Here is a 14,739-nt window from a genome sequence, read left to right as displayed (position 1 = left end):
GTCTAGCATCTAAAATAAAAATTGACGTTTCACGTTGTTTGTTTCGTTTAGTTTTCAAAGTTCAATATCGCGTTTCAGCGACTTTTATAATTTAACATTTCTCGTTAAATTTGTCAACAACTTTTTTCTTTCGTTGCTGACGACGCTTATTAATTTACCACATTAATAATTTAATAGTCAACACTTTTTTAAAAAAATGCCGAAATAATTTTATCTTGGCATGATATAAAGCTTAATAATCACTAATGCTGCTACACCCGGTAGGCCTAATAAACTCGTTATTGCTGCTGTACCCATGTTAATCGGGATATGAAAATCAAAATATGTCCCTACAACATTTACGATAAAAAGCAATGCTATCCCTAAAGTAATATGAAAAATCACCTTACCTATAAAACGTAATGGCTTAGAGGCAACACCAAAAACAAGAAAAATAAATACTAAAGTAAGAATGCCAACAATAATAATTGTAGAATTCATTTTTTCCTCCTTATGAATGACCTATACATCTATTTGTATGGGACAAGACAATAAAAAAGAACAGTTATCATAAGCGACATCTCTTTTATATAAACTAAATAAAACAATACCTCAGCATTTAACAAATAAAATAAAAAGGCCTGCTTAGAAAGCAGAACCCTTTACCATTGTTCCATTTTTACAGGACGACGCTTTGCTTCTTTCAACAAAAAGAAATATTTCGCCTCTGCTATTTTCAAAGAACAAATGACATCTTGAGACGGTTCTACACTTTGTTCGACCATTCTCTTCTGACGTAACCACTCATTCTTCACTTTTTCCAAAAGTACAATTAACTTATCGTCATACTCTTTACGCAATTTACCCTTTTTTTGAAAGAACATTTTTGTTTCTCCTCTTATACTTCTCTGCGACCTTCTAACGCTTTGGATAGTGTCACTTCATCTGCATATTCTAAATCTCCACCAACTGGCAGACCATGTGCAATACGAGTTACTTTAATGCCTGTAGGTTTTAAGAGGCGGGAGATATACATCGCTGTAGCTTCCCCTTCAATATTAGGGTTTGTTGCTAATATCACTTCTTGTACCGTTTCATCATGTAGTCGCTTTAAGAGTTGCGGGATATTAATGTCTTCCGGTCCAATTCCCTCCATAGGAGAAATCGCACCACGTAACACATGATATACACCTTGATACTCTTTCATTTTTTCCATCGCGATTACATCTTTCGGTTCTTGCACGACACAAACAACTGATTGATCTCGATGTGAATCATTACAAATATAACAAGGATCACGATCAGTAATATGTCCGCATACAGAACAGTACGCTAAATCTCGCTTCGCATTTACAAGTGCTTTCGCGAAACCTAACACGTCATCTTCTTTCATATCTAATACGAAAAATGCCAATCGAACCGCTGTTTTCGGTCCGATACCTGGCAACTTCATAAAACTATCGATTAGTTTTGATATTGGTTCTGGATAATGCATGTATCAATATCCTCCTAGAACATTCCACCTGGTAAGTTTAAGCCTTTTGTAAATTTACCCATTGTAGAGTTTGAAAGCTCATCAGCCTTTTTAAGTGCATCATTCGTTGCAGCTAACACTAAGTCTTGTAACATTTCGATATCTTCTGGATCTACAACTTCTTCTTTAATCTTCACTTCAAGAATTTGCTTGTGACCATTTGCGATAACTGTAATCATTCCGCCGCCAGCTGTACCTTCAACTGTTTTTTCACCAAGCTCTTCTTGTGCTTTCGCCATGTCCTTTTGCATCTTTTGCATTTGTTTCATCATGTTATTCATATTTCCCATTCCGCCACGCATCATAATTAATTCCTCCTAATTATTATTACTCTTTTATTTCAATGAGTTCTTGCCCTACTAATTTCACTGCCTCTTCTATAAGAGGGTCTTCCCTTTTCTCTGGGCTTTCTTCAGACTCTCCACCTTCACGTTGTAAAAAGTCTTCACGGATTTTACCCCATTCACTTTTTGGAATGGCAATCATATTTAACCTTTTACTTAGCAATTCAAATAAAGCTTGTTCTACTGTATCCATAGCTTCTCGATTTTCGCTCGCCATCTTACAATGAATCTCATATTGAAATGCTAAAACGTAAGTGTCATCTGAAGCTGCCACTGGTTCGCTATTTTCTAGTAAAACAGCAAACGCTACTTTGTTATATGATTTGAGTCTTCCTAACAACTCACCCCATACAGCTTTTAATTGTTCTAAATCTTGACGCTTCGCTTGTTTTAATACTTCATTTACACGTCCGACAGGAATCTTCATACTTCCTGTTCTTACCGGCTTTGGTGTTGCACGTGTCTCTCTTACTTCCTGTTGTACACCAGCTGGCACACCGTTCTTTTTAACTTGCTCTAACTCTTTCTCCAGTTGCTGCATCCTGTTCATAATTGCTTGCAAACGATCTGTACCATTTGCTTGCATCATAAACTGTTGACACAATTGCACCATAACAACTTCTAAGAAAATACGCGGATGATTTGTCCACTTCATTTCCTGTTGTCCCTTACTAAGGGTATGAATAATCTCATAGATCACTTCCGGTTGCATTTCTTCACTCAACTTACGGAATTGATCATCTACAATTACTCGTTCCAACATATGTTCTAGTTGCGGTGAAGTTTGATATAAAAGCATATCACGATAATAGTAAATGAAATCCTCCATAAAACGAACTGGATCCTTCCCTTTACTCATCATTTCATCTATGATTTGCAATGCTCTTGATACATCATTTTCACGTATGCATTCTACTAAATTGCCTAAGTATTGCTGAGAAACAGATCCTGTTACGGCCAATACATCTTCTGTCGTAACGGTCTCATCACTATAAGATATAGCCTGATCAATAAGACTAAGTGCGTCACGCATACCACCTTCAGCAGCACGCGCAACAATTTGTAATGCCTCATCTTCCACTTGCGTACCTTCATTTGTCACGACCGTTGATAATCTCTCAACAATATCATTCACTGATATTTTTCGGAATTCAAAACGCTGACAACGTGAAATAATTGTAGGCGGGATCTTATGAGGTTCTGTTGTCGCCAAAATAAAGATAACATGTCCTGGCGGCTCTTCTAAGGTTTTTAAAAGCGCATTGAATGCACCCATAGAAAGCATGTGAACTTCATCAATAATGTATACTTTATATTCTACAGCACTTGGAGCATATTTTACTTTATCTCTAATATCTCGAATTTCATCTACACCGTTATTTGAAGCCGCATCAATTTCTAATACATCTGAAATGGATCCTTGTGTAATTCCTAAACAAGAAGGACATTCATTACAAGGTTCAGCTACCGGAGCATGTTCACAGTTAATTGCTTTTGCAAATACTTTTGCAATTGTCGTTTTTCCCGTTCCCCTCGGGCCAGAAAATAAATAAGCATGTGAAACTTTCTCTTGAAGAAGGGCATTTTGCAACGTTTTTGTTACGTGCTTTTGACCGACTACATCTTCGAACTTTTGCGGTCTCCATGTTCGGTATAACGCTTGGTATGACACGAAAATACGGCCTCCCTCAAAGGTTATTATCTCATTTATTATAACCCATTCTGTTTATAGATTCCAAAAGTTATTTTCTATACAAAAAACTCACCTTTGTATTAAGGTGAGTTTTGTATACATATATAACTGCCGTGCACCCTCCGTCGATTACGTACCATAAGCGTTACTCAAGCAGTTAGCTCGGTTCAGGCACTCCTGCGGCACACGAGAAGACCCGCTTATTGCTGCTTCCTTCCGGACCTGACAAGGTTCACGGGGTCCCGTTGCGCAGGACCCAAACGTCAACACCACTTACTTAAGGCAGACCTTACAGCAACATAACCTCGAGAGGGGATTCGGCCTCGCTAGAGCGGATTGCGAGTATAGGGCACCGCTACCTCCCCGCTTAGCACGGCAAAGGTAAAACCAATATTCGGTTGCCTTCATTAAAGGCATTATCAGTATAACTTGTTTCTTTATAAAATGCAAATACGTTAGTTCCCAGTATTCTTCTCTAATTTTTTTATTGCTTTTCTTTTTTTACGAAGTTCTCTAAAAAAGCTTGTTAACAACGTACCGCATTCTTCCTCTAGTACACCAGATACTACTTCACATTGATGATTGAAGCGTTCATCCGTTAAAAGATTCATCAATGTCCCTGCACATCCGCCCTTAGGATCACTTGCACCATATACAACTCGCTTCACTCGTGATAAAACAATTCCACCCGCACACATTGGACAAGGTTCTAATGTTACATACAATGTTGCATCTTCTAAACGCCATGTCCCTAATTTTTTACATGCCTCATCTATCGCTAGCAACTCAGCATGAGCTATTGATCTCTGCTCAGTTTCCCTTAAATTATGGGCAACACTAATTACCTCACCATTTAACACTATAACTGCTCCAATTGGTACTTCCTGTATTTCCTCTGCCTTTTTAGCTTCTTCTATCGCTAATTGCATAAAATAAATATCTTGATCTTGTTCCATAACATAGTCCTTTCATTACAAATAAAGTACACTTATTTTCCATTTACTACACAGGGGATAACTTTTACAAATTCAATCCACCCTAAAAGAAAAAAGAGAGGGGATTACATATGAAAAATACCGCCTTGCTCATTATCGATATGATTAATGACTTTCAATTTTCCCACGGACCCATTCTAGCTAAAAAATGTGAAATTATAACAAACCCTATTTTACAATTAAAGAAAAAAATGAAATCCTTCGGCTGTCCTATAATTTACGTTAATGACCATTATCAACTTTGGAGATCTGATATCGACCAACTTATTACTCATTGTACAAATGAATATAGCAAAAACATAATCCATAAGATTGCTCCAAGTTCTGATGATTACATTTTTATTAAACCACATTATTCCGCTTTTTATGAAACACCTTTAAATTCATTACTAGGTTATTTAAAAATAGAAAATCTAATATTAACAGGGGTTGCCGGAAATATATGTATCCTATTTACAGCTAATGATGCTCATATGAGAAATTATACATTGTATGTACCAGAGGATTGTATCGCCTCTAACAACGACCAAGATAATATACATGCTTTAAAAATAATGGAAACTACATTGAAAGCAACTATAACATCATCAACCAAAATAAAATTTAATTAATACATATATCTATTTTCTAACTTTTTATATCAAATTAACCCGCTCGCTTCCCTCTTGTGCTACAATAATTCTGTTTTGTGTTTTTAGTAGTCACGGTAAATCACTGATTGAAAGGAGGAAACAGCGTGACCGGAGTACCATTTATCACGGTTGAAGGACCAATTGGTGTTGGAAAAACTTCACTTGCGAAGGAAATTTCAACTCACATGCAACTCCACTTACTAAAAGAGATTGTTGATGAAAATCCCTTTTTAGGAAAGTTCTATGAAGACATCGACGAATGGAGTTTTCAAACAGAGATGTTCTTTCTTTGTAATAGATACAAACAATTAGAAGACATTAACATAAAGTATTTGAATCAAAGGAAACCAGTAGTAGCGGATTACCATATCTTTAAAAATTTAATTTTTGCATCCCGCACATTAAAAGACTCTCAATATGACAAATACATGCAAATTTATCGTATCCTTACACAAGATATGCCTGTGCCAAATGTCATTGTTTATTTAACAGCTAGCCTAGAAACATTGCAAAAACGAATCGCCATGCGCGGAAGAGAATTTGAAAAAAACATGGATCCAAATTACTTACTACAGCTCACAAAAGATTATGAAACAGCAATGGATGCTTTTAAAAAAGATCATCCGGAAATACCAGTATTGAAATTTAATGGAGACGATATGGATTTTGTAAAAAATCCTGATGATTTAAACGTCATCCTATCTGCCCTTCAAAATACTCTCTTAAAGGAGTCGAAATAATAATGAATTTAAGGCAAAAATATGATATACCTAATGACGCAGTAATCACTATCGCCGGAACGGTAGGTGTGGGTAAATCAACTATGACAACTGCATTAGCTAATGCTTTAGGTTATCGCACATCATTTGAAAAAGTAGATTCCAATCCATACTTGGACAAGTTCTATGCGGACTTCACTCGCTGGAGCTTCCACCTACAAGTGTACTTTTTAGCAGAACGATTTAAGGAACAAAAAAGAATTTTTGAATATGGTGGCGGTTTTGTTCAAGATCGTTCCATTTACGAAGACACTGGAATTTTCGCAAAGATGCATCATGAAAAAGGAACAATGACGGAAACTGATTATGAAACATACAAAGGTTTATTTGACGCTATGGTCATGACTCCTTACTTCCCTCATCCAGACTTATTAATTTACTTAGAAGGTTCTTTCGATGATATTGTCGATCGTATTCAAGAACGCGGGCGCCCAATGGAACAGCAAACACCAATTGAGTACTGGAAAGAAATGCATGGACGTTATGAAAACTGGATTAACAACTTTAATTCATGCCCTGTATTACGCTTAAATATTAATGAGTACGATATTTTAAAAGATGGTGATTCAATCGAACCAATCATTAAAAAAATTGGCCATTTTTTAAAACAAACACGTAAACTTGTAAAATAAAAAACCCGTGCATATGCACGGGTTTTCCTATTAAATTACTTCTTCTTTGTTGGAGCAATAATTTCACTCTCAGGTTTTCCTGCGTTAATGCGCTGACGAACAGTACTTGTACCAATATCGTATGCTTCAGCAATTTCTTTAACAGTCATTTCTTTCCCGTTAATTACTGCCGTTAATACTTTACCTGTACGTTTTGGAGCCGCCGCTTTCTTTACAGCTGCTTTTTTAACTTGTTTTGGCGCCTCTACTTTACTCGTAGCTTGTTTTACATCACAAGTACAACCACAAAGTTTACGGAATGTATCATCACTAATAATGCGTGATACGTTTGCACCACTGTTTAAAATTCTATTGTTCTTACAGACAGGACATTGTACATAATATAAAGTTTTTCCATCTAAAGGAAACGTTTGTATAATAAGATCCATGTTGACTCCTTTCATATCTATGAAGATAATCATCGGAATATGAGTGTGTAATAAGGACAAAATTACCTTACACCATACTTTATGATTGGTTTTAAAATAAAAACTCGTTACGTGTTGGTAACGAGTTCTCCAATCTCCACTTATATGCGCTGTTGTCAATTATATCTGGAGGAGGTAGAGGGATTCGAACCCCCGCGCGACTCTCGCCGCCTGTCGGTTTTCAAGACCGATCCCTTCAGCCAGACTTGGGTATACCTCCATATTGACATCAAATATAATATCAAAAGAAAAACAGTTAGTCAACCCTACTAAAATAAATTATGAGGAAAGGAAAATTTTACTTTCCCCTTCCTACATTACAGTACTGACAACGCTCATAATTACCAATCACTCATACCGATGAATGTTTAAATTTACTTAATAACTGTTTTTCCTCCCATATAAGGGCGAAGAACTTCTGGAATTATAATTGTACCATCTTCTTGTTGGTAGTTCTCTAAAATAGCTGCAACCGTACGTCCGATTGCAAGACCAGATCCATTTAATGTATGAACATGTTCTGGTTTTCCATTTGGCTCACGGCGGAAACGGATATTTGCACGTCTCGCTTGGAAAGCTTCAAAATTACTACAAGAAGAAATTTCACGATATGTGCCATAGCTTGGAATCCATACTTCAATATCGTATTTCTTCGCTGCTGTAAATCCTAAATCGCCTGTGCACATGCTCATAACGCGATATGGCAACTCTAATAATTGTAACACGCGTTCTGCATCATTTGTTAATTTTTCTAATTCTTCATAAGAATCTTCTGGTTTTACGAACTTCACAAGCTCTACTTTATTGAACTGATGCTGGCGAATTAAGCCACGTGTATCACGACCAGCTGAACCTGCTTCAGAACGGAAGCAAGAGCTAAATGCAGCATATCTTATAGGCAATTGCTCTTTATTTAAAATCTCATCACGATGCATATTCGTTACAGGTACTTCAGCTGTTGGAATTAAGAAGTAATCTTCACTTTCAATACGGAATGCATCTTCTTCAAACTTTGGAAGTTGTCCTGTTCCCGTCATACTTGCACGGTTTACCATATATGGAGGTAATACTTCTTCATATCCATGCTCATCAGTATGAAGATCAAGCATAAAGCTAATTAAAGCACGCTCTAATCTTGCACCAGCACCTTTGTAAAATACGAAGCGGCTTCCTGTTACTTTCCCAGCGCGTTCAAAATCTAAAATTCCTAAATCAGTAGCAAGATCCCAATGTGGTTTTGGCTCAAAAGTAAATTCTTTCACTTCTCCCCAAGTACGTGCTACTACATTATCATCCTCTGTTTCACCAACTGGAGCAGATTCATGAGGGATATTTGGAATAGATAACATTAATCTTTCTAAGTCTTCTTCAACTGTACGAAGTTCGTTATCAAGATCCTTTACTTTTTCTCCAACCTCACGCATTTCTAAAATTAGAGCTTCTGCATCTTTCTTTTCGCGCTTTAATACAGAAATTTGTTGAGATACTTCGTTACGTTTACTTTTTAATTCTTCTGTCTGAACAAGTAGTTCTCTTCTTCTCGTATCAAGTTCTTCAAAACGGCCGAAATCAGTTAAATCTTCGCCTCTATGCTGTAATTTCGCTTTTACTTCTTCAAAGTTTGTACGTAAAAATTTAATATCAAGCATTATATACTCCTCCTTTTATTTTATAAAACACAAAAAACTCCCGTCCCTATATAAAGGGACGGGAGTTAACCCGCGTTGCCACCCTAGTTGAAAGCATTACCGCTTTCCTCTCAAGTAGAAATAACGGCTCTTCACCGGGAATGCTTACTAATCCAAAAGATATTCCACATTCCATTCCAGGATGGATTCACAAACTGTTTCTATCGATTTCCACCAACCATCGACTCTCTATAAGAAACGACATTTGTTACTATTTCCTATCAACACGCTTATTTTATAAAATTGTTACCATCAATTTACTATAATCTTATACAAGTTGCAAGTTACTTATACAACTTTTTTCATTTTCGCTTCTTTTACCATTTCAACAAAGTATGCTGTCACACGATGATCATCTGTTAATTCCGGATGGAATGAAGCAGCTAAAAACTGATCTTGTCTTACCGCTACCATTCGGTCACCATGCTTAGAAAGCACTTCAACATTATCAGCTACTTCTACAACATACGGCGCACGGATAAATACACCAATGAAGTCTTCACCCACGCCTTCAATTGAAAGCGCAGCTTCAAAACTATCCTTTTGGCGTCCGAACGCATTGCGCTCAACTGTAATATCCATAGCACCAATATGTGCTTCTTCATAGCCAATAAGTGTTTTTGCAAGAAGAATCATCCCTGCACACGTACCAAACATTGGTTTACCAGACTTTGCAAATGTACGAAGTGGTTCCATGAAAGCATACTTATCAATAAGACGGCGCATTGTTGTACTTTCACCGCCTGGTAAAATAAGACCATCAATCTCTTCAAGTTGCTCTATACGCTTTACAACAACAGCTTCTGCACCACTTGCTTCAACTGATTTTATATGCTCACGAACTGCACCTTGAAGACCTAGTACACCTATTTTCACCATTTTAAAGTTCTCCTTTAATTACCATCCACGCTCTTGCATGCGTTGTTCTGGTAATAACGTTGAAATTTCGACACCCTTCATTGCATTACCTAATCCTTTAGAAAGGCTTGCAATTAGTTCGTAATCTTCATAATGAGTCGTTGCTTCAACGATTGCACGTGCAAATTTCTCTGGGTTTTCTGATTTGAAGATACCAGATCCAACAAATACCCCATCAGCACCAAGTTGCATCATTAATGCTGCATCTGCTGGTGTTGCTACACCACCTGCCGCAAAGTTTACAACTGGTAAGCGACCAAGACGTTTAATTTCAAGTAATACTTCGTAAGGAGCGCCAGTATTTTTTGCATATGTCATTAACTCATCTTCACGTAGACTCGCAATTTGACGGATTTCTGCATTGACTTGGCGCATATGACGCACTGCCTCTACAATGTTTCCTGTTCCCGGTTCACCTTTTGTACGAAGCATAGATGCACCTTCTGCAATACGACGTGCAGCTTCTCCGATATCACGGCAACCACATACAAATGGAACTGTGTAATCACGTTTATTTAAATGGTATACTTCATCAGCAGGAGTTAATACTTCACTCTCATCGATATAGTCTACCCCTAATGATTCTAATACACGTGCTTCTACAAGGTGACCGATACGGCATTTTGCCATAACCGGAATTGACACCGCACCCATAACTTCTTCAACAATTGTTGGGTCTGCCATACGAGAAACGCCACCTGCTGCACGAATATCTGCTGGTACACGCTCTAATGCCATAACGGCAACTGCGCCTGCCTCTTCTGCAATTTTTGCTTGTTCAGCGTTAACTACGTCCATAATAACGCCGCCTTTTTGCATTTCTGCCATTCCACGTTTTACACGTTCTGTCCCTGTTACATTTGTCATGTACAAAAACCCCCCTAGGTGAATTGCTTTCCCCCGTTAAAGGCGAAAATTAAGAATACTCTTACATTCTACCACTAACTATCAGATGCTTGTCTACTACTTTTTCATAAAGTCGGTATGAAAAATAGGAATAAAAAAAGCTCCTATCATGAGGAGCTTTTAAAACCAACCTTTTACTGTATCAACAGCACTATTCCACATGCCACTAAAGAATGAACCAATTCCGCGCATAGCACGAGTAAACCAGTTTGCTTCTTCTACTTCAGATGTTGTTACAAGATCAACTTGCAGTGACTTACCAGTTAAAAATCCAGGGTCGTTTGTATCTTTTGGCGTAATTACCATTTGACCAAGCGCAGCCCCCTTTTTAATAGGTGCTTCTTGTCCCTTACTTGATTCTTTTAATTCCGTTTTATAAACATCTTTACTTCCTTTTGGCACTGGAAGTGAAATAGCTTGTTTCGTTTGTACTGCTACATCTTTATCTTTCGCATTTTCTACTCGTACTGTTTCTTGTCCTTTTACTGAAGAACCTTTTTTATACATTTGTTTTACTTCAAAGTTAGCAAACCCATAATCATATAGCTTCTTTGTTTCATCAAAACGTGCTGTATGAGAACTTGTTTTAATAACTACAGAAATAAAACGCATTCCGTTTCTTTCAACCGTACCAGTGAAGCAATCTCCTGCTTCTGGAGTTGAGCCTGTTTTTAGGCCGTCTACGCCATCATATTCTTTAACTAAGCCCTTTAACATCCAGTTCCAGTTCGACATTGCAAACTTCTCTTTTTCTGGACGGAATTCTTTTTTAGGGATTTTTGCTGTATCTAACACTTTTGGATAATCTTTAATTAAATGTTGTGCTAAAGTTGCAACATCCTTTGCAGACATTTTATTTTCTTCATCCGCTGTTGTTCCTTCAGGATGCATTCCCTTTAAATCTTTATTCGTTAAACCTGTAGAATTGACAAATTTATAATTTTTCAACCCTAGTTCTTTCGATTTATCATTCATCATTTTTACGAAGTCTACTTCTTTACCTGCAATTGCTTCTGCTAATGCAATTGTTGCACCATTTGCAGAAAAGATTGCCATTGCCTCGTATAACTCTTTTACTGTATAAGAGCCACCATTTTCTAATGCAACATTTGATAATGAAGCATCTTGTGAAACCTTATATGCATATTCAGAAACCTTAATTTTCTGGTCCCACTTAAGTTTTCCTTTATCCACTGCTTCGTGAACTAAATATTCACTCATCATCTTTGTCATACTAGCAATGGATAATAATTCATCTGCATTCTTTTGATATAAAATTTTCCCAGAATTCGCTTCTACTAAAATTGCCGCACCTGCTTCAATGTTTAAAGCGGCTCCTGTTTCAGCTGATGCATTGCTATATGGCATAAAAATGCTACAAGCTAGTGTAAGCACTGTTACCAAAGCAATGAATCTTTTGCAAAACATACCTTTCACTTTTGCTACCCCCAATATCTATGTACTCACATAACCGTTATTCTAACATAATCAAAAAAAATAGACAGAGATATCAAATCTCTGTCTATTTGTATATAAGACATTATAATGAGTAGTTTGGAGCCTCTTTTGTAATTTGTACGTGATGAGGATGACTTTCACGTAAGCCAGCACCTGACATACGAATGAATTGTGCATTTTCGCGTAAGAATTCTAAATCCTGTGCTCCGCAATATCCCATACCTGCACGTAAGCCACCAACTAATTGGTGAACTGTATCTGCTAAAGGTCCTTTATATGGTACTCGTCCTTCAATACCTTCTGGGACAAGTTTTTTATTGCCTTCTTGGAAGTAACGATCTTTACTTCCTTTTTCCATTGCACCGACAGAACCCATACCACGATACACTTTAAATTGACGACCTTGGTAAATTTCAGTTTCTCCAGGGCTTTCTGCAACACCTGCAAACATGCTACCTAGCATAACAACATGTGCTCCTGCCGCTAAAGCTTTCACCATATCACCAGAGTACTTAATACCGCCATCAGCAATAACTGGAATACCGTGTTTACGAGCTTCTGTTGCACAATCATAAACCGCAGTTAATTGTGGTACACCAACACCGGCTACAACGCGTGTTGTACAAATAGAACCTGGTCCAATACCAACTTTAACTACGTTTGCACCAGCTTCAATTAGTGCTTTCGTTGCTTCAGCAGTAGCAACATTTCCAGCGATAATATTTAGTGATGGATATTTAGCACGAACTTCTTTTACCTTATCAATAACACCTTTAGAATGCCCATGTGCTGTATCAAGTACAATTGCATCTACACTAGCTTTTACTAATGCATCGATGCGAAGCATAGCATCCGCTGTTACACCAACTGCTGCTCCAACTAATAAGCGTCCTTGCTTATCTTTAGCAGAGTTTGGGAATTCAATTACTTTTTCAATATCTTTTATTGTAATAAGCCCTTGTAATACACCGTTATTATCAACAAGAGGGAGTTTTTCAATTTTATACTTTTGTAGGATCTTTTCAGCTTCTTCCAGTGTAGTACCAACTGGAGCTGTAATTAATTGTTCTTTTGTCATTACGTCAGAAATTTTGATTGAGTAGTCTTGGATGAAGCGCATATCACGGTTTGTAATAATACCAACTAATTTTCGCTCATCTAAATTATTTACAACCGGTACACCTGAGATACGATATTTTCCCATAAGATGTTCTGCATCATATACTTGATGTTCTGGAGTTAAGAAGAAAGGATCTGAAATAACGCCGCTTTCAGAGCGCTTTACTTTATCAACTTGCTCTGCTTGTTGCTCAATAGACATATTCTTATGAATAATTCCTAAACCACCCTGGCGAGCCATTGCAATAGCCATGTCAGCTTCAGTTACTGTATCCATTCCTGCACTAATTAACGGGATGTTTAGCTGTAAGCTTTCAGATAAAACTGTTTTAACACTTACTTCTCTTGGTAATATATCTGACCTAGCTGGTACAAGTAATACATCATCAAAAGTCAAACCTTCTTTAACAAATTTAGATTCCCACATAATTGTTCCCCCTATGATACCAGAAATTATTATTAGTAGCTTATCAATTGGTTAAAATACTGTCAAGGACGTATATATATATGTTAGAATTTTTAGACAATAAAAGGAGCGTAATATATGCATCAAACATCTTGTACTTGGCAGCAATTAAGTTTCTTTTTTTCATCTCAAAACGTACAACGTTATCTTGCCCGTTGTTACGAAAAATCCTCTATTCAGGATGCCGAAAAAAAGTTTTGAAAATTGTTATCCCTTTATTTATTACTTAGAACACGGGAAAAATTATTATGAATTATATAAGACAGCTCCATTTTCCATTCAACCAATGTTGTTATTTTATGGAATTAGTCAACTTTTTAAAGCATGCCTACTAACTATTGACCCTAACTATCCTGAATCCACTACTATTTTAGCTCATGGCGTTACAACTCGCAAACGAAAAAAACAAGGGTATCAATTTTTAGAAGATGAGGTGAAGATACAAAAAAACGGATTCTTTACTCATGTTGCAGAACAACTGTTTCACATGAAACACTTAGAAGCAGAAAAATTTAACATGTTAGAACTAATGGGAAATATTCCAGAATTACAAAATTTATTTCGTTATAGTCAAAAAGAATCAACTTTATATAAAATCGATTCAACAATTAAAAATGAGCTCTCCTTTTCAGTCAACCTACTAGATCGATTACATATGACTAAAGAGAGATTTTCTCGTTACATTGAAACATCTTGTAAGCATTTATCAATACAGCACGTACCTGAGAAGACTAATGAATCGAATTTACTTTTTACGGCGCCCATTCAATCATGGAATCCTATGTACAGTACTCCTTTATACTATGAACATCTTACTAATACTTATTATTTGCCACTTACGACTGATCCTAGAAATCCTAAGCCAATATTACCTGAACTCCTCATTCATTATTTATTGCTCTATAATTTAAGCATGATTTCTAGGTATGAAACAGATTGGTGGTATGACTTACTTGGCAGTTATGGTTCTGAAGATTATCCATTTATTTATCAATTTCTAAGTATTTCTGCTCAAAAAATCCCTTACTATATTTCAAACGGCGCTAGAGAGCTTAACTTCCGTGTTCGGTATGGGAACGGGTGTGACCTCTCTGCCATCATCACCAAACTATTGAAGGCATATTCCTTC

At 36.8% G+C, this 14,739-nt stretch carries 15 protein-coding genes, 1 tRNA gene, 1 rRNA gene, 1 other RNA gene, 1 pseudogene and 1 other annotated feature; of the genes and pseudogenes, 4 read left to right on the top strand and 15 right to left on the bottom strand.

What is annotated here, in order from left to right; all coding sequences use genetic code 11:
* Positions 1–210 precede the first annotated feature (210 nt).
* The 7 genes from MR169_RS26855 to tadA all read right to left on the bottom strand — a co-directional run bounded on the left by MR169_RS26855 (position 211) and on the right by tadA (position 4,506).
* Positions 211–480 carry a pro-sigmaK processing inhibitor BofA family protein gene (locus MR169_RS26855; RefSeq protein WP_001089270.1) on the bottom strand — a complete coding sequence of 90 codons (270 nt, stop codon included), beginning with the start codon at positions 478–480 and terminating at the stop codon, positions 211–213.
* A 161-nt stretch (positions 481–641) separates the two neighbouring features.
* Positions 642–863, bottom strand: a complete 222-nt coding sequence (locus MR169_RS26850) for a YaaL family protein (protein WP_000466019.1) — start codon at positions 861–863, stop codon at positions 642–644.
* A 14-nt stretch (positions 864–877) separates the two neighbouring features.
* Positions 878–1,474, bottom strand: a complete 597-nt coding sequence (recR, locus tag MR169_RS26845; protein ID WP_000559169.1) for a recombination protein RecR — start codon at positions 1,472–1,474, stop codon at positions 878–880.
* 14 nt (positions 1,475–1,488) lie between these two features.
* Positions 1,489–1,815: a YbaB/EbfC family nucleoid-associated protein gene (locus MR169_RS26840; RefSeq protein WP_014894853.1), complete on the bottom strand. Its 327-nt coding sequence runs from the start codon at positions 1,813–1,815 to the stop codon at positions 1,489–1,491.
* 25 nt (positions 1,816–1,840) lie between these two features.
* On the bottom strand, positions 1,841–3,529 hold the full coding sequence (gene dnaX, locus MR169_RS26835) for a DNA polymerase III subunit gamma/tau (protein ID WP_000121577.1): 1,689 nt from the start codon (positions 3,527–3,529) through the stop codon (positions 1,841–1,843).
* A 132-nt stretch (positions 3,530–3,661) separates the two neighbouring features.
* Positions 3,662–3,926, bottom strand: an RNA gene (gene ffs, locus MR169_RS26830) — signal recognition particle sRNA large type.
* 79 nt (positions 3,927–4,005) lie between these two features.
* Positions 4,006–4,506 carry a tRNA adenosine(34) deaminase TadA gene (gene tadA / locus MR169_RS26825; protein WP_000434336.1) on the bottom strand — a complete coding sequence of 167 codons (501 nt, stop codon included), beginning with the start codon at positions 4,504–4,506 and terminating at the stop codon, positions 4,006–4,008.
* A gap of 110 nt (positions 4,507–4,616) precedes the next feature.
* On the opposite strand from tadA, the gene MR169_RS26820 reads away from it, so the two are divergent.
* The 3 genes from MR169_RS26820 (at position 4,617) to MR169_RS26810 (ending at position 6,588) form a co-directional block, all read left to right on the top strand.
* The gene (locus MR169_RS26820) at positions 4,617–5,156 is read left to right on the top strand and encodes a cysteine hydrolase family protein (protein ID WP_016117071.1); all 540 of its coding nucleotides are present in this window, start codon (positions 4,617–4,619) and stop codon (positions 5,154–5,156) included.
* A gap of 125 nt (positions 5,157–5,281) precedes the next feature.
* The gene (locus tag MR169_RS26815; protein ID WP_000148218.1) at positions 5,282–5,917 is read left to right on the top strand and encodes a deoxynucleoside kinase; all 636 of its coding nucleotides are present in this window, start codon (positions 5,282–5,284) and stop codon (positions 5,915–5,917) included.
* Positions 5,918–5,919: 2 nt separating this feature from the next.
* Positions 5,920–6,588 (top strand): deoxynucleoside kinase, encoded by a 669-nt coding sequence (locus MR169_RS26810; RefSeq protein WP_001053585.1) that lies wholly within the window; start codon positions 5,920–5,922, stop codon positions 6,586–6,588.
* Positions 6,589–6,623: 35 nt separating this feature from the next.
* Here MR169_RS26810 and MR169_RS26805 read toward each other — a convergent pair whose 3' ends face one another.
* The 7 genes from MR169_RS26805 to guaB all read right to left on the bottom strand — a co-directional run bounded on the left by MR169_RS26805 (position 6,624) and on the right by guaB (position 13,571).
* Positions 6,624–7,016, bottom strand: a complete 393-nt coding sequence (locus MR169_RS26805) for a sigma factor-like helix-turn-helix DNA-binding protein (RefSeq protein WP_242320326.1) — start codon at positions 7,014–7,016, stop codon at positions 6,624–6,626.
* Between the two features lie 166 nt (positions 7,017–7,182).
* A tRNA-Ser gene (locus MR169_RS26800) sits at positions 7,183–7,275 on the bottom strand.
* A gap of 154 nt (positions 7,276–7,429) precedes the next feature.
* Positions 7,430–8,704, bottom strand: a complete 1,275-nt coding sequence (gene serS, locus MR169_RS26795) for a serine--tRNA ligase (protein WP_000884186.1) — start codon at positions 8,702–8,704, stop codon at positions 7,430–7,432.
* A gap of 51 nt (positions 8,705–8,755) precedes the next feature.
* Positions 8,756–8,977: a binding site (T-box leader), on the bottom strand.
* Positions 8,978–9,031: 54 nt separating this feature from the next.
* Complete coding sequence (gene pdxT / locus MR169_RS26790) at positions 9,032–9,622, bottom strand: pyridoxal 5'-phosphate synthase glutaminase subunit PdxT (protein ID WP_000238771.1); 591 nt, start codon at positions 9,620–9,622, stop codon at positions 9,032–9,034.
* Between the two features lie 18 nt (positions 9,623–9,640).
* Positions 9,641–10,528: a pyridoxal 5'-phosphate synthase lyase subunit PdxS gene (pdxS, locus tag MR169_RS26785; RefSeq protein WP_242320325.1), complete on the bottom strand. Its 888-nt coding sequence runs from the start codon at positions 10,526–10,528 to the stop codon at positions 9,641–9,643.
* A 159-nt stretch (positions 10,529–10,687) separates the two neighbouring features.
* Complete coding sequence (gene dacA, locus MR169_RS26780) at positions 10,688–11,995, bottom strand: D-alanyl-D-alanine carboxypeptidase DacA (RefSeq protein ID WP_125653127.1); 1,308 nt, start codon at positions 11,993–11,995, stop codon at positions 10,688–10,690.
* A gap of 112 nt (positions 11,996–12,107) precedes the next feature.
* Complete coding sequence (gene guaB, locus MR169_RS26775; RefSeq protein ID WP_000264088.1) at positions 12,108–13,571, bottom strand: IMP dehydrogenase; 1,464 nt, start codon at positions 13,569–13,571, stop codon at positions 12,108–12,110.
* 220 nt (positions 13,572–13,791) lie between these two features.
* Between guaB and MR169_RS28570 the strand changes: the two are divergent.
* Positions 13,792–14,589 (top strand): annotated as a pseudogene (locus tag MR169_RS28570) (YaaC family protein); the annotation flags it as partial.
* 6 nt (positions 14,590–14,595) lie between these two features.
* Here MR169_RS28570 and rrf read toward each other — a convergent pair.
* A 5S ribosomal RNA gene (rrf, locus tag MR169_RS26770) occupies positions 14,596–14,718 on the bottom strand.
* Positions 14,719–14,739 lie beyond the last annotated feature (21 nt).

Origin of the sequence: Bacillus cereus group sp. BfR-BA-01349, from assembly GCF_022663795.1 — a bacterium.
GTDB classification, from domain to species: Bacteria; Bacillota; Bacilli; order Bacillales; family Bacillaceae_G; genus Bacillus_A; species Bacillus_A cereus.
Note: the sequence above shows the minus strand (reverse complement) of the source record. Positions and strands in the feature narration are given on the sequence as shown.

Bases quoted from the DNA above. Each gene is read 5' to 3' on its own strand.
- MR169_RS26855 (WP_001089270.1), bottom strand. From the start codon at position 480: ATGAATTCTACAATTATTATTGTTGGCATTCTTACTTTAGTATTTATT.
- MR169_RS26850 (WP_000466019.1), bottom strand. From the start codon at position 863: ATGTTCTTTCAAAAAAAGGGTAAATTGCGTAAAGAGTATGACGATAAG.
- recR (WP_000559169.1), bottom strand. From the start codon at position 1,474: ATGCATTATCCAGAACCAATATCAAAACTAATCGATAGTTTTATGAAG.
- MR169_RS26840 (WP_014894853.1), bottom strand. From the start codon at position 1,815: ATGCGTGGCGGAATGGGAAATATGAATAACATGATGAAACAAATGCAA.
- tadA (WP_000434336.1), bottom strand. From the start codon at position 4,506: ATGGAACAAGATCAAGATATTTATTTTATGCAATTAGCGATAGAAGAA.
- MR169_RS26820 (WP_016117071.1), top strand. From the start codon at position 4,617: ATGAAAAATACCGCCTTGCTCATTATCGATATGATTAATGACTTTCAA.
- MR169_RS26810 (WP_001053585.1), top strand. From the start codon at position 5,920: ATGAATTTAAGGCAAAAATATGATATACCTAATGACGCAGTAATCACT.
- MR169_RS26805 (WP_242320326.1), bottom strand. From the start codon at position 7,016: ATGGATCTTATTATACAAACGTTTCCTTTAGATGGAAAAACTTTATAT.
- serS (WP_000884186.1), bottom strand. From the start codon at position 8,704: ATGCTTGATATTAAATTTTTACGTACAAACTTTGAAGAAGTAAAAGCG.
- pdxT (WP_000238771.1), bottom strand. From the start codon at position 9,622: ATGGTGAAAATAGGTGTACTAGGTCTTCAAGGTGCAGTTCGTGAGCAT.
- pdxS (WP_242320325.1), bottom strand. From the start codon at position 10,528: ATGACAAATGTAACAGGGACAGAACGTGTAAAACGTGGAATGGCAGAA.
- dacA (WP_125653127.1), bottom strand. From the start codon at position 11,995: ATGTTTTGCAAAAGATTCATTGCTTTGGTAACAGTGCTTACACTAGCT.
- guaB (WP_000264088.1), bottom strand. From the start codon at position 13,571: ATGTGGGAATCTAAATTTGTTAAAGAAGGTTTGACTTTTGATGATGTA.